General features: G+C 62.6%; 19 protein-coding genes. 13 read left to right on the top strand and 6 right to left on the bottom strand.

The features are described from left to right. The 3 genes from VGM51_13525 to VGM51_13515 form a co-directional block, all read right to left on the bottom strand. On the bottom strand, positions 1 to 487 hold a 487-nt coding region (locus VGM51_13525), incomplete at its 3' end, for a nucleoside recognition domain-containing protein (GenBank protein HEY3414056.1). A gap of 409 nt (positions 488 to 896) precedes the next feature. Further along, complete coding sequence (locus tag VGM51_13520) at positions 897 to 1,856, bottom strand: hypothetical protein (GenBank protein HEY3414055.1); 960 nt, start codon at positions 1,854 to 1,856, stop codon at positions 897 to 899. Positions 1,857 to 2,113: 257 nt separating this feature from the next. Further along, complete coding sequence (locus VGM51_13515; protein ID HEY3414054.1) at positions 2,114 to 3,142, bottom strand: hypothetical protein; 1,029 nt, start codon at positions 3,140 to 3,142, stop codon at positions 2,114 to 2,116. Between the two features lie 259 nt (positions 3,143 to 3,401). Between VGM51_13515 and VGM51_13510 the strand changes: the two genes are divergently transcribed. The 5 genes from VGM51_13510 to VGM51_13490 all read left to right on the top strand — a co-directional run bounded on the left by VGM51_13510 (position 3,402) and on the right by VGM51_13490 (position 9,272). Next, positions 3,402 to 4,274 carry a UTP--glucose-1-phosphate uridylyltransferase gene (locus VGM51_13510; protein HEY3414053.1) on the top strand — a complete coding sequence of 291 codons (873 nt, stop codon included), beginning with the start codon at positions 3,402 to 3,404 and terminating at the stop codon, positions 4,272 to 4,274. A gap of 96 nt (positions 4,275 to 4,370) precedes the next feature. Beyond that, the gene (locus VGM51_13505; protein ID HEY3414052.1) at positions 4,371 to 4,790 is read left to right on the top strand and encodes an HI0074 family nucleotidyltransferase substrate-binding subunit; all 420 of its coding nucleotides are present in this window, start codon (positions 4,371 to 4,373) and stop codon (positions 4,788 to 4,790) included. Between the two features lie 70 nt (positions 4,791 to 4,860). Continuing rightward, positions 4,861 to 5,829 (top strand): MoxR family ATPase, encoded by a 969-nt coding sequence (locus VGM51_13500; protein HEY3414051.1) that lies wholly within the window; start codon positions 4,861 to 4,863, stop codon positions 5,827 to 5,829. Between the two features lie 46 nt (positions 5,830 to 5,875). Further along, complete coding sequence (locus VGM51_13495) at positions 5,876 to 7,099, top strand: DUF58 domain-containing protein (protein ID HEY3414050.1); 1,224 nt, start codon at positions 5,876 to 5,878, stop codon at positions 7,097 to 7,099. Between the two features lies 1 nt (position 7,100). Further along, the gene (locus tag VGM51_13490; GenBank protein HEY3414049.1) at positions 7,101 to 9,272 is read left to right on the top strand and encodes a transglutaminase domain-containing protein; all 2,172 of its coding nucleotides are present in this window, start codon (positions 7,101 to 7,103) and stop codon (positions 9,270 to 9,272) included. 3 nt (positions 9,273 to 9,275) lie between these two features. Here the strand turns inward: VGM51_13490 and VGM51_13485 are convergent, their stop codons facing one another. After that, positions 9,276 to 9,656: an STAS domain-containing protein gene (locus tag VGM51_13485; protein HEY3414048.1), complete on the bottom strand. Its 381-nt coding sequence runs from the start codon at positions 9,654 to 9,656 to the stop codon at positions 9,276 to 9,278. Positions 9,657 to 9,846: 190 nt separating this feature from the next. On the opposite strand from VGM51_13485, the gene feoB reads away from it, so the two are divergent. The 5 genes from feoB to VGM51_13460 all read left to right on the top strand — a co-directional run bounded on the left by feoB (position 9,847) and on the right by VGM51_13460 (position 14,215). After that, entirely contained in the window at positions 9,847 to 12,363 is a 2,517-nt protein-coding gene (gene feoB / locus VGM51_13480) for a ferrous iron transport protein B (protein HEY3414047.1), read from the top strand. A 6-nt stretch (positions 12,364 to 12,369) separates the two neighbouring features. Next, complete coding sequence (locus tag VGM51_13475) at positions 12,370 to 12,630, top strand: hypothetical protein (GenBank protein ID HEY3414046.1); 261 nt, start codon at positions 12,370 to 12,372, stop codon at positions 12,628 to 12,630. Between the two features lie 100 nt (positions 12,631 to 12,730). Beyond that, positions 12,731 to 13,243 (top strand): hypothetical protein, encoded by a 513-nt coding sequence (locus tag VGM51_13470; protein HEY3414045.1) that lies wholly within the window; start codon positions 12,731 to 12,733, stop codon positions 13,241 to 13,243. Beyond that, positions 13,236 to 13,661: a GNAT family N-acetyltransferase gene (locus VGM51_13465; GenBank protein HEY3414044.1), complete on the top strand. Its 426-nt coding sequence runs from the start codon at positions 13,236 to 13,238 to the stop codon at positions 13,659 to 13,661. The genes VGM51_13470 and VGM51_13465 overlap by 8 nt, the downstream gene beginning before the upstream one ends. A 209-nt stretch (positions 13,662 to 13,870) precedes the next feature. Further along, positions 13,871 to 14,215, top strand: a complete 345-nt coding sequence (locus VGM51_13460) for a hypothetical protein (GenBank protein HEY3414043.1) — start codon at positions 13,871 to 13,873, stop codon at positions 14,213 to 14,215. A gap of 86 nt (positions 14,216 to 14,301) precedes the next feature. Here VGM51_13460 and VGM51_13455 read toward each other — a convergent pair whose 3' ends face one another. Then, positions 14,302 to 14,961 (bottom strand): hypothetical protein, encoded by a 660-nt coding sequence (locus VGM51_13455; protein HEY3414042.1) that lies wholly within the window; start codon positions 14,959 to 14,961, stop codon positions 14,302 to 14,304. Positions 14,962 to 15,291: 330 nt separating this feature from the next. Then, positions 15,292 to 15,957, bottom strand: a complete 666-nt coding sequence (locus VGM51_13450) for a hypothetical protein (protein HEY3414041.1) — start codon at positions 15,955 to 15,957, stop codon at positions 15,292 to 15,294. Positions 15,958 to 16,450: 493 nt separating this feature from the next. Here VGM51_13450 and VGM51_13445 point away from each other — a divergent pair, with 493 nt between their 5' ends. The 3 genes from VGM51_13445 (at position 16,451) to VGM51_13435 (ending at position 17,523) form a co-directional block, all read left to right on the top strand. Further along, complete coding sequence (locus VGM51_13445; protein ID HEY3414040.1) at positions 16,451 to 16,603, top strand: hypothetical protein; 153 nt, start codon at positions 16,451 to 16,453, stop codon at positions 16,601 to 16,603. Between the two features lie 296 nt (positions 16,604 to 16,899). Then, on the top strand, positions 16,900 to 17,064 hold the full coding sequence (locus VGM51_13440) for a hypothetical protein (protein ID HEY3414039.1): 165 nt from the start codon (positions 16,900 to 16,902) through the stop codon (positions 17,062 to 17,064). A gap of 63 nt (positions 17,065 to 17,127) precedes the next feature. Then, positions 17,128 to 17,523 (top strand): CoA-binding protein, encoded by a 396-nt coding sequence (locus VGM51_13435; GenBank protein ID HEY3414038.1) that lies wholly within the window; start codon positions 17,128 to 17,130, stop codon positions 17,521 to 17,523. The last annotated feature ends 20 nt before the right edge of the window (positions 17,524 to 17,543 follow it).

Below are 17,543 nucleotides of genomic sequence, written 5' to 3'. Positions count from 1 at the left end.
CCGGTCGGAGCGAGGCGAACGCCGCCTCGCCCCCTGACGCGTGCGCGTTGAAACCGAAAGCGTAGTGAAGGAGCGCGCCCATCGACAGGCCGGCGGTCACACGGAAGAGGCCGATCAACACCCAGCGCGTCCGCAACCGGGAGGTAATGCTCAACTCGACGATCAGGTTGTGCGCAATGAGCATCACAACCGCGATCTGGGTGATCTGATCGGGTGTGAAATGGAGGCTCTGCATGGCGCCGATAGCCCCGTACAGGCTGCCGGAGAACGCCACCACCAGCGGGATCGCCGCGGACGGAGGCAAACCAACCCAGCGCATCAACGGCGCCACGCCCTGCACGGCGGCATCGAGGAACGGCGTCTGCTTGAGCAGCGACACGGCCAGGTACGCCGGAACCATCACCTTTAACAGCGTGAAGAACAGCCGCAGGCCGCGCAAGAGGCCGCGCCGCGCAATCGCCTTCGAGGATTCCCCTGTGTTCTGCATCGTGCCTTCAAGGTAGCAGGGCGGTGGGCGGCGAGGCGAGACGCATGATGAGACAGAGTGGTGAAACGGAGCTTTGACAGGTCCTATCGTCCAGTGCTTCGCCGGCATGGACATCACTGCGCGATTTTCCCGTGCCGCTTCGCGTTCAGCCCCACCTCCACGCTGACCGAGCTGTTGTTGGTGATCATCCCACTGCGGAAGCGGTTGCCGACGAAGGTGGTCGCCTCCACTTCCTAGGCCACCGTGAAGTGGTTGGTTAATAGGCCGGGGTCCACCCCGCAACCTGCCGGGTCCCGTGCTCAGGAACGATCGTATAGGCATGGTGTCAGACGCAGGTCCGAGCGTGGGAAAGGTACGCAACGGGCAGCCTCTCTGAATGTGTCGCCTTGGGTCCTTTTTGTGTTAGCTTCTATGGCTCCACGATCTCGAACTTCTCGGTCCCGGACACCGGCACCTTGACGGGGCTGAACCCGGCGTAACGGCCGCCCGGCTCGCCTATGAGGATTGTCAGCGTCATCGTAATGTCCACCTTGGCCTTGCCCGGCTTCCATAGCTCCGCCTCGCGCGACGGCGAGGTGACGGCGCTGTGGAATCCCTCATGGAGGGCGAACGTGCGCCGGAATGTCTCGCCCGGCTTGAGGACGATGGTGGGTGTCTTCGCGGCGGTGGTCCAATCGTAGTTGTCGTAGAAGCTGGTCGGGGCCTTGCGGTTCGCGCCGAGCAGGACGTTGTCGGGGAAGAAGAAATTTGGCCCGCCGGCATTCTCGCGCTTGATCTGGCCCGAGACCATCGTGTCGTGCGTGCCTTGCAGCGGGAAGCGGATGGTCTGGTCGGTGCCGTTCCGTACTGTGACGGTGATGGGGACCATTTCTCCACGCCCGATTCGCCCCTTCTTCCCAAACGTCAGGGACCGCTCGATCTTTTTCAGGATCGGCAACTCCTCGACGGTGAAAGTGACTGGCCCGGCCTGTCGGCCGTCATACGTGAATACCACCGTGTACGTGCCGGGTACGGGCTTCTCTTCGCCCAGGCCCCAGCCGCCCAGCGTCCCATAGCTGGCGATGCCCGTTTCCGCGTCCCAAGGTCCGTCGGTGGGCCACCCGAATCTGTCTTCTTTCACGGTCCCGTTCGGGCGCGTGATGCGGATGATCCCCGTGTCGCGCCCTTCCTTGCGGATGCGCCCGCGCTTCTCGGCCGGCTCCAGGCCCACCCAGACGCGAACGTTCTCCCCGACGGCGAACCGGGGCTTGTCCACTTTCAGAATCGGGATACCGGCGACAATGGGACCAGCGGTCCTGGACGTCCTCACTACATCGCTTTGTACGGGGGCGGTGAGGGCTAGAAGCAGGGGCAGCCATGCGTGTCTCATCGGTTTCATCTCCTGGCGCGCTAGAATCGGCGGGAGGGACCGAGCCCTACCGCACGCGGCGTGGGTCGTTCTTCTGGGTTCACCGGGCGTCTTCGAAGCCCGGCTCCCGAGGAAGGCGGTTGATAGTCTCCACTAAGCGGTCGATCAACTCGTCGGTGTCAAGTGCTTTGCACATCTTCATCACGGTCCTTGCCGTCAGTGTCGTGCCCCAAGTAATGATAAGCCGCGGTCCCGCAGCGTGCGAGCTCCGAAGGTTGTTACTGAACCTTCTTTTCCCGCCAGTACGTCAGGTACGGCCGTTCGTCCTTCAGGAATATCGCGTAGGCGGGGCCATGCCCTTCATGGTCATCTGTGAGCTCTGCAAGTCCCATGACCCCGTTGTACCTCACCTCCGAGTCGGCGTCGTCCAGTGCGGACTTGAGCAGCGGCACCGCCTCGTTACGCAGGGAGAGCCTGAGCATGTAGCTGGCGAACCGCCGGGCCTCCGTTAACGGCGAAGACAGGCTGGACGCGAACAGAGGGACCTGGTTGCCCTTGATCCGAACCTCATAGAGGGCGTTTCGCAGCAGAAACACTCCCAACCCGGCTGACGGCCTTGCGCGAGACAGCTCACTCAACACAAGCTTCACGGATTCCGCGACCGGCGCCTCGTCGCATAGCTTGAGACAGACCCGTAGAGCCAACGCCCGGGTAGTCACGTCGGCGTTCGAAGTGAGAGGCTTCACGTACGTGGCTGCGTAGGGTTTGGTCAGGAGGGCGCCCTGCGCAAGGGCCGCCTGCACGACTGCGGGCGAGGCGTCCTGGAGTGAGTTGACAATTTCCCATCTGAGATTAGCGAGAACGTCCAACTGTTTGAGATAGGGAGTGCGCTCCTTCCCTGACACCGGCATACAGTTTTCGACCGTTCGGGCAAACGCGTAGGAGTTACCTTGCCTTAACAGCAGTACGAGATCGTGTCCGGTAGACAGGGGATAAATGCTACGCGGTTGGTCTCCCGCTATCTGTATGTGGTCGCCGGGTCGGAGTTCGCCCTTCATCACCCGCTCAACGATGAGGTCGACAGGTGGTGAGCCTGACCCATCGAGGTCAGCAGGTGGTGAGCCTGACCCATCGGCCCGTTGAGGGGGGGCGGTCGCGGCCGCGACCCGTCCCACGCAGATGACGTCGACCTGGCCGGCCTGGCTCTTGAGGTTGAGCAGTCCTCCCACACGGCCCAGACAGGGTGGCGCGGCGGCGAGCAGAAGTGGAAGGGAGAGGGCCGTCAACAGGCCCAGACGAACACGCATAACGAACCCCCTCGCGAACGTAATGGCGCTTTGTGGCGGGTCTTGATGGTCACATCGCGCGAGAAGACAGGTGGCACCATCCCATTATGCCATCGTATTCACGTCAATGACTCGTAATGTGAGACACCCGAGTTCTCCCCGGGCAGTCGAACCCCCGCTGACACTCAGACCGGGCATCCGCGAGCGTGCCGAGGCCCCGCAACACGCATCACTGCTATAATCTGACGTACAAGACTAAGGAGTTCGTTCTTTGAAACCAGTGCGTAAGGCCGTTATCCCAGCCGCGGGGTTTGGAACCCGCTTCCTGCCCGCCACCAAGTCGCTGCCCAAGGAAATGCTGCCGGTTGTGGACAAGCCGGTTATCCAGTACATCGTCGAGGAGGCCGTGGCGTCCGGGGTGGATCAGATCGTGCTGATTACGGGGTCCAACAAGCGCGCCATCGAGGATCACTTCGATTACAATTTCGAGCTGGAATATCACCTTGCCGAATCGGGACAGCAGTGCGTAGTGGAGGAACTCCGCGCGATCTCCGATATGGCAACGTTTGTGTATGTACGCCAGAAGAAGCAGTTGGGAAACGGGCACGCGGTCCTGTGCGCCAAGGACGTTGTGGAACGCGATGAGCCGTTCGTGGTCCTGTGGGGAGACGATTTCATCGATGCGACCCCGCCGCGCGTGCAGCAGCTCAAGGACGTCCATGTCCGCTACCAGAGCAGTGTTCTCTCCGTCATACGTACTACCAACCCAGAAGACGCAAATCGTTATGGATTCGTTGAAGGCGAAGAGGTTGAGCCGGGTCTCGTGAAGGTGAGCCGCATCGTGGAAAAGCCGGGAGCCGGAAATGCGCCCAGCGATCTCGCCATGGTCAGTGGCTGTGTCCTGAATCCGGGTATCATGGAAGCGCTGGAGAACGTGGCGCCCGGAAAGGGCGGCGAGATCTGGCTGGTGGACGCGATCAACGAGCTAATGCGCCAGCAGGACGTGTACGCGTGCGTTATTCAAAACGGCAGGTACTACGACTGCGGAAACAAACTGGAGTACCTGAAAGCCAATATTGACTTTGCCCTGCGCCGGCCGGACCTGGCGCCGGGCCTGATGGATTATCTTCGTGGTATAGTGAGCGGCGCCTGAGCGGGAACGTCACACGTCCCGCGGGTGTCCAACCTTTGTGGGACAACACCGGCGCCATCCAGGGGATTTGCCGCTGGATCAACGGAGGGCAGTGTGATGGTCGATGAGATGATCGAACACGACGTTCACAAACTGGGAGCCGCCCTTGAGCGCCTCAGCGATGCCCTGTCTGAACCGGAGACCTCCAGCCGATGCACCGAAGACACGGCTCAAGCGTTCGTCTACGCGATGAGCGTTTGCTGGAAAGTCGTCAAGGAATTGCTCCGCGCCCGCGGCGTTGAGGCGCATATGCCGCGCGACGCTGTGCGCTACGCTCACGACAAAGGCTGGCTGGAAGACCCCGACCTGTGGATTCAGATGCTGAAGGACGAGTACGAATTGTCCGGAGGCTCGTACATGCGCGGAACTGCGCAGCGGATCTATGGGCGTATCAAGATGTACCATCCCGAATTGATACGCGCACACGCCATGATGGAGGCGCGGTTACTGGACGCGGAGGAGATCGCACTCCCCTGAATGAACCCCGCGACAGCGGCGACGCCGGCCATCGCGCTGATTACGGCACAGGTTGCCAGGACTCAAGGCTTTGCTTACAAACGACCAATCCGATATCGACAACCTGACCGACGCAGTTGGAAGAACGATCGGCGAGATTGAGAAAGTCATCGTGGGAAAGCGTGAGGCCGTGGAAATGGCCGTCACGGCCCTCTTGTGCCGCGGTCACTGCCTCATCGAGGATGTGCCCGGCGTTGGCAAAACGATGCTTGCGCGGGCGCTGGCCGTCGCCACCGGCGGCACGTTCAAGCGCATCCAGTGCACACCCGATCTCCTGCCGTCCGACATCACCGGCACCAGTATCTACAACCAGGGGACCACGGAGTTCGAGTTCAGGCGCGGGCCCGTCTTCGCCAACATTGTGCTGGCGGACGAGATAAACCGCGCGACGCCGAAGACACAAAGCGCGCTCCTCGAGTGTATGGAGGAAAGCCAGGTTACCGTGGACGGTGTCGCCCACACACTGCCCGCGCCGTTCTTCGTCATCGCCACCGGAAACAGCGTCGAAATGGCCGGCACATATCTGCTGCCGGAAGCGCAGTTGGACCGCTTCCTCTTGCGAATCCGCATCGGCTACCCGCTCAAACATGAGGAAGTGGCGGTGCTGGAGCGCCAGGTCCTGCATCACCCGATCACTGAGGTGCGGCCGGTGCTGGACCCCACGCAGCTACGACACTTGCAGGACGCTGTGCGCCGCGTCTTCATCAAGCCGGGCCTCAAGGACTACATTGTGGACGTCGTCGCCGCCACGCGGGATCACGAAAGCGTTGCCCTGGGCGCAAGCCCCCGCGGCAGCCTCAACCTGATGCACGCGGCCCAGGGGTGGGCCGCGATCCGCGGCCGGGACCACGTGATCACCGACGACGTCAAGGCGCTCGCCGGCCCCGTGGTGGGACACCGCCTTCTGCTCAAGCCGGAGGCGCGCCATCGCGGGGTCACGTCCGAGGCGGTGGTCGATGACATCCTCCGGCGTTTGCCGGTGCCCGGCCATATCCGGTAGCGGGGCGCCGGGGCCGGATGAGTGAACCGGCGCAGGGCGGCAAGGCATGAGTGACCTTCTTATATTCGCGACGATTCTGTGCTGCGTGGCGCTTGTGGCCGTCTTCGTGAACAAGCGGCTCCTCGTACTTCTGCTCAGCAGCGTCTTCGTGCTCCTGGTGGCGATGCGCCTCAGCATTCCGTCGATGTACATGATGGGCACCGTTCTCCTGGCGCTTCCGGTGGCGTCCTGGTTCGTCGGCTGGTACGGCGCGCACCATCTCCGGTTCACCCTGATCGCACCGGAATCGGCGTTCGAGGGTGATGAAATCGCGATCCGCGTCGAAGTCGTATCGCCGCTTCCTGCGTTTTCCGTTCTCGCCCAGCCGCGGATGAGGCTGCCCGATGGGATGCATGTGGTGGATGGTTCCGACATCTCCGTGACCATCCCCTCCGGCGTGTGCCAGGAGTCGCTCATCGTTGCGGAAAGGCGTGGCGTGTACGACCTCGATTTCGCCGCGGTCATGGTGAACGATCCATTGGGCATCTTCGTCATCAGGAAGCATTTCGACCAGCATCGCACTTTGACCATCTTCCCGACGGCGCTCCCCATGCGGCCCATTTCGGCGCTGGGGCATCAAAATGCCGGGCGGCCGACGAATGCGCAACTGGGTCACCGGGGGGACGAAGAAGGATTCTACGGCACCCGCGAGTATCGTCTGGGCGACGATCTGCGGCGGATTCACTGGCGCTCCAGTGCCCGCCACGGCTCATTGGTGGTCGCGGAGCGCGAGACCCAACTGCAGTCCACGGTCTGGATCTGCCTGGATTCCCAAGGCGGTGCCCGGATGGCCGACGGTGGAATGCCTTCTTTCGATCGCTGCGTGAAGGCCGCCGTTTCGATCCTGGACACATCGCTGGGCAATGGCGACGCCGTCGGATTGCTGGTTCCCGGCAAGGCTGCGACTGTCATCGCGCCCGCAGCGTCTGAAGACCAGCGCTGGCGCATCCTGGATGCGCTGGCGCGCGTAGATTCGGGTGGGGACTTTTCGCTGGCGCAGACCGTTATAGAAATGGACGTACAAGAGCGCACGACGATTGCGTTGGTCACCGCATACCCGACGCCTGCCATCGCCGATGCGGCCGCCCGGTTGGTCCGTTCGGGGGCGCGAGTGACGGTTGTGTATGTAGAACCGAAGGAAATGCGCCCGGATCCGGGCGGCGTCACGCTGGCGATGGATGCAGCGGCCGAGGGCGGAGCCGATACGCTGATAGTGCCGGGGGAGGTCTGAGATGGACCTTCGGAGAACCAGTGCGTTGGAAAATGCGCGGGCGCTGAATACACGGAACAACGATCGGAGTCTGCGGAAGATTCTCCCGCTGTATTTCGCGGCGTACGCGGTGCTGTTGTGCGCCCTGGGTGCGTTCGCGGCGACGACCGCTGATGAGAGGTTCGGCACGCGCGGCACGCTGCTGGTTATCGTAGGCGGCCTCGTGAGCATCGCTTGCCGGCTCAAGCGCCTCTCTCAGAACACCGCATTCGGGGTCCTTGCGGCGGTTCTGGTGGTCCTCGTGTTCTGGGTTTCTGCCGGAAGCGCCGCGCCGGTGTCGGACCTCCTCACCCTGATCGGCTCGGAACACAACTCCGGCCCGGGTACTATGCTCGCCTGGTTCGTGGTCGTCTACTCGTTTGCGATGATCACCGATGAAGTGATCGTGTTTTCGATCGTGCCCTGCCTGGCCCTTCTGGGGCTTATGGCGAGCGAAAACCCGAACGCCGAGATCGTCGTTTATTTCCTCGGCATGGTCCTTTGCTCCGTGTTCGTCCTGGTTTACGACAACGTTCTTTCCAAGGCGCCCGAGGCGAAATCGGACTCCACTCCCGGGTTGCCGGCGGACGCCGGCATCGCGCTCCCGGGCGCGCACGACCTGCGGTCGCCGCTGGCCCTCACGGTAGCGGTCCTCGGGTTGGCGTTGGCACTGGGGTTCGTGGCCAGCCTACCGATCCGTATGGCAGGCGCCGTTCTCTCGGAGCGCGCCCCGCAATTGAATATTCCGGCCGCCGCCGAGTTTTCGGCGGAGGTGTCCAGCCGGTACATCAACCAGTTGGACCTTACAGGGGCCCCGCCGCGCCTTTCGGACCGCGTGGTGATGCAGATCGCATCTGCGCGTCCCATGTACTGGCGCGCCAAGGTCTTCGATGACTATGCCGGGTATGCCTGGACCGTCGATCCGGAGACGCGTCCGCTGAGATCCATGTCCTACAACGAGTGGCGCGTTACCGGCATCCATCGGGATCCGGCCACCGGCGAACTGGGCGCGCGTGTGCCCCTGCGCCAGATCGTTCGCCTGCTCGACCCACCCATCGGCGGCGCTCTGGTGGCCGCCGCGGAACCCGTTGCCGTGTCGTCACCGGTACCCGTCCATCAGGACCGGGAACGATGCCTCCGCGCCTCGGACGGCCGCTCCCTGACGTCGTATGGCGTTCTCTCAATGGTGTCGGTGGCCACGCCGGAGCAATTGCGGCGCGCGGGTGACACCTACCCGTTGGGGTTGCGAGAGACGAATACGCTGCTTCCCGACGGCGGCAACGAAACGCTCAGTTCCATCGCCCATGAAGTGACCAGGGGGATGACTAACCGGTACGATCAGGTGAAGGCCCTTGAGACGTACCTGCGGAACGATTTTGAGTACTCGCTGACGCCACCCCGAACTCCGCCGGACGAGGACTCTGTTACTTTCTTCCTCACGCACAGCAAGGTCGGATACTGTCAGGCGTTCGCAAGCGCGATGGCCGTCTTGTGCCGGGAGTTGAACATCCCCGCCCGCCTCGCCACCGGATTCGCGCCGGGAGTGCCCAGCGCGGACCAGTCCGTCGACGGCGACAGGGTGTGGACGCTTCGCGAACGCGACCTTCACGCCTGGACCGAGGTTTACTTCCCCGGCTACGGCTGGATTACGTTCGACCCGACTTCTTCGCGGACAGCCCATGCATCGTGGGGGGAAATGGCGCGTGAATACCTGCGAAACCTGTTGGCGGGCGCAACCGCGCGAACGACCGGACCGCTCGTAATCGTCATGCTGATCGCCGGGTTGGGCGGCTACATGGTGAAATCGTTCGCCTGGGACCCGGTCCGCTCTTCAACCTGGTGGAAGACACGTCGTTCCGGCCTCCGGCCAAAACGGTATACACCGGAAGAGCGATGGGACGCGGTCTACGTGCGCGCGAGCCAGCCGGTTCAGCGCCGCGCGGGCGCGAGGCTGCCGTATCAGACGCCGTACGAATACGCCGCGCAGGTGAAGCCGCGCCTGTCCTCCGATGCGGCGTCCGCGCTGGACCGCCTGACCAGGCTGTACGTTCAGGGGGCGTTCCGGCGTGGCGAACTCAGCGACGAGGATTTCCACTCGCTTCAGCAATCGGGCGCAGCGTTGAAGCAGGCGATCAACGATTCCGCCCGCGCCTAGAACTCACACCCGGGTAGGGAAGGACGCGAGCATCTGGCGCACCGCACCCGCCGCCGCGGACATGCTGTCGTAGGACTTGAGAACGCTGTTGAGCCCAGTGATCTGAAGGACTTCCTTCACGCGGGGCGATTGCGCCCCGATCGCCACGAAGCACCCTCGTTCGAGCGTGCGTTCCCAGAGCGCCACCAGGCCGCCGAGTCCGGCGCTGTCGATGAATTCCAGGCCGGCAAGATCCATCACAAAGAGAGGCCCGCCGCCGTCGAGGAGACCCGTGTAGGTCTGCGAAAGGTCAGCGACGTTCATGGAATCGAGTTCCCCTGTCAGACGGACTATCACGAGGTCATCTTCACGGTCCGTTGTGATTTCCAGTACGTCCTTATCCATGTGCTGTCCTGTCAAGAATGGGAGTCGGCTGATGTTTTGCCGCTTGGTAAGCATAGACAATTGGAGGGGTTGCGGCCAAATGATTCCGACAAAAATGGTCGGATATATTGACAGGGCTCCACGGCGGGGAGTATGCTCATAGTAGGGGGAAATGCAAGGATGCTCCCCTGTGCATAGAGGGTGAGCACCTGTGGAACATGACACAACCGACATAGCGGCGGCCGTGGACGCCAATGAAACGGGCGCGCCGCCAAACGCCTCGTGTCCCCTGCGGCCGGGGCTCGTCGGTGGATGCCCGCACGTTCCGGTGCTGCTGGAAAAGACCATACCCCTCACCCAATTGAAGCCCGGCGATGTCGGGCAGATCGTCTCCCTGTCCCCCGGGCGCGCTCGGGAGAGGCTGTTGGACCTCGGCCTGACCGCCGGCACCGAAGTGGAGTTGGTGAGGTTCGCGCCCATGGGAGATCCCGTGGACGTGAAGGTGAGGGGATATCGCCTCAGCCTGCGCCGCCGCGAGGCAGACGCCGTGAAGGTGCATCCCGGGGCCTGTTCCCACAACTGCCCGGTCGAGAACGGGCTGTGCCTCGATCCCCACTGCCCACGAAGCGTCCCCGAAACCGCAACTTCGCGCGCCCCGATCACCTACGCGATGACCGGCAACCCGAACAGCGGAAAGACCACGCTCTTCAACGCGCTCACCGGCCTGCGGCAGAAGGTTGGCAACTACCCCGGCGTGACCGTGGAGAAGAAGGAAGCCAACCTGGAAGTCGGCGGGCGCCGCGTTCACCTGCTGGATCTGCCGGGGCTTTACAGCATGAACCCGCAGTCACCGGATGAGGCGATCGCCCGGGACATCGTGCTTGGAAGGCGGTCCGATACAGAGCGCCCGGACGCGATCATCAACGTTGTGGACGCCAACAGCCTGGAGCGCAACCTCTTGCTCACGTGCCAGTTGCTGGACCTTGGCCTGCCGGTGATGGTGGCTCTGACGATGACGGACGTGGCGAAGAAGAGCGGCCTGGTGGTTGACGCGGGCCGGCTTGAACGCGCGCTGGGTGTGCCGGTGCGTTCGGTCGTTATCCCGAGGCGCCACGGGTTGGATGGGTTGCGCCAGTCGCTTTCGGGCAAGGGCCTTGTAACTCCGCCGCCGCGCCAGTGGCGTCTGCCGGAAGAGGCGGAGCGAGCGGTTGCGGATCTGCAGGAGATCGTGTGCAAGCACTGCAATACGGATCCGGCGAAGGCGTTCAGCGAGGCGGTGTTGTTCCTTTCGCGCGGCCCCGATTCCGTGGGTGCGGACTGCCCCGCCCCGGTCCGCGAGGCGGTTGAACGCCTGTGCGCGGGGATGAAGGAATCCGGCCTCGACTTCGGGCAGTCCGTAGCCGAAGCGCGCTACGCCTGGGCATCGGCGGTGGCGCGCACCGCCACGCAGGGCTCACAGCGCAACGCGACGACGTGGAGCGATCGCGTCGACCGTCTGCTTCTGCATCGAACGCTGGGCTATATCATCTTCTTCGCCTTGATGGCGTTCGTTTTCCAGACGATCTTCACCTGGGCGCAGCCGCCTATGGACTGGATTGGGGCCGGCGTTGACCACCTGGGCCATTTCATCGCCAACCACCTGCCGCCGGGGGACTTGCGCGATCTGATTGCGGACGGAGTGTTCGGCGGCGTGGGAACGATGCTCACGTTTCTGCCTCAGATCCTTCTGTTGTTCTTCTTCATCGGCCTGCTTGAAGACACCGGCTATATGGCCCGCGCGGCGTTTCTGATGGACCGGTTGATGAGCCGGGTTGGCCTGCACGGCAAGTCGTTCATCCCGCTTGTCTCGTCGTTTGGGTGCGCGATCCCGGGAATCATGGCAACGCGGACCATCGACAACCGCAAGGCGCGCCTCGTGACTATTCTGGTCGCCCCATTGATGAGTTGCAGCGCCCGCCTGCCCGTGTACACGCTCATGATCGGCGCATGCATACCCAACCGGCGCGTCCTGGGCATATTCAGCCTGCCGGGCATCACCCTGCTCAGCATGTATGCACTGGGAATGGTCACGGCCTTCACGATGGCTTGGGTCTTCCGAAAGACGCTTCTGAAGGGCGAGGCCAACCTGTTCCTGATGGAACTGCCGCCTTACCGCCTGCCCCAGCCACGGACCGTAGCCCTGCAGATGCTGGAGCGAACCGGCCTGTTTGTGCGCAAAGCCGGCACCGTCATCCTGTCCATGAGCGTGGTACTGTGGTGCCTTTCCACCTACCCGCGGACTCCCGGAGTGGACAAATCGACGCAGGTTGAGAACTCACTGGCGGGCCGGGCGGGTCGCATCGTGGAGCCGCTCATACGGCCGCTTGGTTTTGACTGGCGCATCGGCATCAGCCTCATCACCTCGTTCGCCGCGCGCGAGGTATTCGTCAGCTCGATGGCGACGATCTACAACGCGCAGGATAATGAACAAGGCGGCGGAACCCTTAAGGCAAAGATGGGCCAGGCGGTTGATCCAAACACAGGGCGCAGCCTGTTCACGCCCCTGATGGGTATCGCTGTGATGGTGTACTACGTCCTTGCCATGCAATGTATCAGCACGATAGCGGTCGTCCGCCGCGAAACCAATGGCTGGAAGTGGCCGATATTTCAGATTGCGTATATGTCCTGTCTCGCCTGGATCGGCACCTTCCTCGTCGTCCATATAGGCAGGGCCCTGGGATACGGATAAACCGGTATGGCTCAACAGATCATAACCTGGTTGGTAGTGGGAGCGGCGGCCTTTCTGGTCTTGCGGCACCTCTGGCGCGAGGTCGAGGGGTTCATTCACCCCGACCGCGCGGGCCAATGCCCCGGGTGCGGCATGTGCGACGCCGCGGAGGACGCCAGGAAATCCGGGCGGCGACCGCTCGAGCCGAAGATCACCCCCCTCGTCCGGCTCAATCCCAAATGGAAGCCGAAGCAGGGTGATTTCCCGCGTGACGATCGCCCGGACTGAAACCGGTCCCCGGCGTAGGGATTCATGCCAACGCGCATCGCGCGCACCCGATGTTGCCCGCCGACCGGGCCGCGGCGCATCAATCGACGTAATGGGAGGCATGATGATCTTCGAGGAAACTCAACGCTTCCGCCAGCCGTGGCTGTGGCTGATGATGGTGATTCTGGTGGTCGTCGAGATCGGTCCGTTCGGGTCCGGCCTTTATCGTCAACTGGTCTGGCGCCATACTTTCGACATTAACCCCGCTTCCGACCGCGCATTCATTTGGACGTCGATCGCCGTTTTTTTGGTGCTGGGAGCTGTCATCTGGCTGTTGCTGGCCGCCTACCTTCGTGTGGAAGTCCGCGATGACGCGCTGTTTGTCCGTTTCTTCCCGTTTATTCGCGGCCGGGTGATCCCCTATTCCGAAATCCGGGCATGCGCGGCCCGCCGCTATAGTCCCATCGCGGAATATGGGGGCTGGGGCGTGCGATTCGGGCGAAACGGAAAGGCGTACAACGTCAGCGGTAATCGCGGCGTGCAGCTGGAACTCGTGAGCGGCGAAAGGCTGCTGCTGGGATCCCAACACGCCGACGAGATGGCGGCCGCCATAGCGAGGAACCGCCATGAGTGAGATCGTCGAACTTATCTCTGAATCGGATCTACGGCGGTGTTGGCCGGTCATGCGTGAGCTCCGGTCGCATCTTGACGAGGCAACCTTCCTCGATCTCGTGGAACGCATGCGCCCGGATGGATATCGCCTATTCGCGCGGGTGGACGCCGGCGAAGTCGTCGCTGTCGCCGGAATCGCGGTGACAACCAATCTCTACGACCTGCGTCACGTCTGGGTGTACGACCTCGTCACGCGCGCCGACCGGCGTTCCGAAGGTCACGGCCAGGCATTGCTGGAGTGGATTGAGGAGTTCGCGCGCCGCGAAGGATGCGAGAGGATCGCCCTTTCGTCCGGCGTCCAGCGCATCGAGGCCCATCGCTTCTATGAAGGCAGAATGGGATACGATCGAACCAGCCACGTCTTCCGAAAGATGCTATAGCCCCGTCTATCGCGTCCGCGCCGGGTCACATTCCCGAAATGGAACCTCTCGGCCTCCAGGTTCGTTGTTCAGACGACTCCGGATTGAAGTCTGCGCCGCTATGAGCGCTGATCCACTCTCTGTATGAGAACGACCCTCCAGCCGGGTACGTCAATCTGGGTGGAGCGAGCCGGGAAACATCGGACACCGGCCGCGAACGGGAGGTCGCGATGGCAAGAATGACAGTCGATCCGGAATGTCCGCATGTTGTGCGGCGGGTGCGCCGGCTGATTGAGAACCATATGGGATCCGAGGCGGCGGCCGTCTTCAGCGAGGCGATGGCGAACGTGCGTGAACACGGCGGGCCATCGCACGCGGAGTTGATGCTCCACAGCGCGGGGTTTGAGGTGCGCAACGAACGGCGCGGCCAATTCCGCCGCTACAGCCGAAAGCCGTGCGGTGAAGGTGGATACGGGCGGGCGATCATGGAGCAGTTCGGCGCCTCGCTGAATACAGGGCCCCACCGGTTCTATGTGACGTGGTGCAAAGCGGTTCAGGACAGCGCATTCGAGTGATGTGCTCCAGGAATACGCGAAACAAAACCGGGGCGAGACCTTTGTGGTCTCGCCCCGGTTGTTTCGTACTCACCACGCGCCGACGCTTATTTGCGGCGGCGGATGCCAAGCAACGGCAGCAGGCCGGTGGCGAGGAACGCCAGGCTACTGGGCTCGGGGATCGGGGCGGTTCCCGCCGGCAGGCGGAGCGTGCCCTTGATAACGCCATCGCGGCCGAAGACCACGGGGGTGTATGTGCCTGTGTAGGACACCAGCTGGCCGCCCTCGCTCAGGTCTGCAAAGGCCGGGTTGCTCGGGCCGGCGACCTGGGTGAGCAGGCCGCTCAACGCCGCGCCGCCATTGGCGTCAAACAGGGCGTCGATGCTGAATGTACCCGTGGAAACATCAAATACCGCCGAGCTCGGATCAAAATACTGAATCTTATAGTTGCCCTTGTAGGTTACCTGGGTGCCGTTTACGGCGGTCACCGCGCCCATCAGGCTGTAGCCATAGAGGCCAAGGTCAGCATTGTTGATCTGAGGATCAGTCGGGCCATCCGGCGCGAAGGCTGTGAAAGTGCCGGACGTGCCGCCGCGAACGGGCATGGGTGTCGTGTCGAACGTCTCGCCGACGTCCGCCATATGGTTGCCATTGGTGTCGGGCGTGAGGACGGCATCCACGCCAGTAACGGCCGTATAGCCGGCGTGAGCCGCCCTGGGGGCTGCAATGAATGCCGCAGCCACAAGGAGAAGCAAGTACTTGCGCATTTTGTCACCTTCCTTACAAGTAATCAGCGCGCGAAGAGACAGTGCTGGGTTTGCACGCGGCTAGCGGAACACGTACAATCCTCGCATGTCCCATGGCTTGCACAAATCACGCCAAATCCCGGTGGCGCCGCAACTATTGGAGCATGCTCCATACAACCAGCGGCCTTGCGTGTGTGAGCACAAAGATCGAAGTCGCTTGCAGCCACCCGCTCCTTCGGCCTTCACCTTCCGGCGGACGCAACATGGACGCGCAGTGTCACATGAGCGGGCAGGCGTTGACAAAAAGGGCCGCCCTCGCGGGCAGCCCTCTCTGCGTTCACTCCCTAGAGATCATTTTCGGCGGCGCAGTCCCAAGAGGGGCAGCAAACCGCCGGCCAGGAAGACGAGACTGCCTGGTTCGGGAACCGGGCAGGCGCGGGTGAGCGTGCCGTTGATGATTTTCCCAATCTGCGGGCCGTCAACGTTAGGGATGTAGGTCCCGGAAACAATAACCTGAGGGCCGAGGTTGGCGAAAGGCGGGGTTATTTCCGGGCCGAGGATCTGGTCCAGCGTTCCGTTGAGCGTGGCCGCGCCAGTGCCGGTGTCGAAAAGGGCGTCGATGCTGATGGTGCCCGAGGAGATTCGATAGTCGGGAACGCTGAACGCGCCGGAACCGTCCTGATCATAGTACAGAAAATAAGAGCCGCCGTAATGTACGTTGGGCCCGACGAGCGGATCCGGCGATACGGAGGCGACGACGCCGTCGACGTTGAGAAGGTAGCGCCCAAGATCGTTCGGGCCGTTGTTGAACCCGATGACCGGATCGCCCTGGCATGGGGTGTAGCCGCTGAAACTGGCATTGGAGATAGTGAAGAGATCGCCGACTGTGGCGGTGCCACTCTGGTCGGTATCTGCGTTCCGGACGATCGTTTCGTTCAGAACCGCCACGTAGGCGTGGGCCGCGCGGGGCGCGGCGAACAGCGCCGCGGCACCCAACAAGATGATGTATTTGCGCATTGGCTTCCCTTTCAAATTCGGGCGCGATCGGCCCGTCGCTGAAGATGTCTGGTGCCGGTAGTCGTGACAATCGGATCAGGACAACCGACCAGGAATTCGCCGGCCGCCAGAAGGCGCCGGGGATGCCCAGAGTCCCTGGCTGCACTTCGTCGAACGGAAGGCGAGTTCGCCACCCGAGGCTGATGATCCGGGACACCGATAGCACGGCAATATGTGAGCGTGCACAGGTTGTGCCAACCGAGCAACCATAGGCGTAGAAACTCCGGGTCCGTGGGTTCAGGGACGGCCCTACTGCAGGGGGAAAGCGCTGCGACTACAGGCTGATCTGTGCGGGTGTCGCCTGTCCGGTAGCTTCCGGAGGGCGGTCGATTGCAGAATACAGAAAGGGGGGAAGAACGCGTCCGGAGATCAAAGTGTTCTATGGATGAGTCGATAAGATATCGGGGTTACGCCCCCTTGGTCGCTACTCCCTTCAGCCTCAAGGAGATGCCGAATGAAGCACAACTGGCTTGTGACGGTACTGACGGAGAAGAACGTAGAGCAGACGTTGCGGGTTCGCGCAGGCAATGACGAAGGCGCCCAGCGCAAGGTATGCAATGAGCATCCCGATGTGAAGATCGTTCGCGTCCGTTCAGACGGCGCATAGTCCATCTCGGAGGAAAGTGCAACGAAACCGACGGGGGACCCAGACGGGCCCCCCGTCCTTTGTTTTGTCAGTCGTCTCTCGGAGACCTTCCAGGATTTGAGCGCGGGGCCGGGATTTGGAGGGGCGCCGCCACATGGCAACGGAACACCGGGGCGATAGCGCAAGTATACACAGTGGCGGTGCGAATTGCCGCGAAGGTCGCCGCATGATACGCATGCAGCGTAGAATAGCGTAAGGGCTTTCGCAGGGGATCAAGCCACCCTCACTGATGTGCAACCGTCCAAGGAGTGAATACGATGCCCGATAGTGATACCATGAAGGAACAGGTCGATGATCTATTGATGCGTGTGGAACTGCTGGAAACGCGTCTCGGCATGCTGGAGGATTTCATCCGCGACGAGGAATCGCGCAAGGAAATGTCCGCGGACCCGGACGCGAAGCGGTCGTTCAGGCACGCGTAACCCCACGGGCCGGGGATCCGGCATTGCTGAGCCGGGAAATCCGGTACCGGCAATCGAACACGGATGGACATCTCAACGCTCATAAAGACCGCGGAGACGATTGCCGTGGTTGGCCTCTCCGATAACCCGGAGAGGTCATCCTATGGCGTGGCCGCTTACCTTCAAGATGCCGGTTTCCGGATCATCCCCGTCAACCCGGGCATTTCGGAGTGGAAAGGCATCCCGGCGGTCGCGTCGCTGACGGACATCGCGGGCCATGTGGACATTGTGGATGTCTTCCGGCGCGCGGAGTTTGTGCCGCAGATTGCGGAAGAAGCGATCGCCATAGGGGCGACCGCTTTGTGGCTCCAGCAGAGCATTCGCCATGAGGAAGCGGCCTCGCGGGCGCAAGCGGCCGGGCTGTTTGTGGTCCAGGATCGCTGCCTCGCGCTGGAGCATTCAAAACTCAGGGATCGATAGGCCGCGCGCGATGCGCCGGC

The organism is Armatimonadota bacterium (genome assembly GCA_036504095.1).
Classification (GTDB): Bacteria; Armatimonadota; DTGP01; order JAKQQT01; family JAKQQT01; genus DASXUL01.
This window is presented reverse-complemented; position numbering and strand designations above follow the sequence as displayed.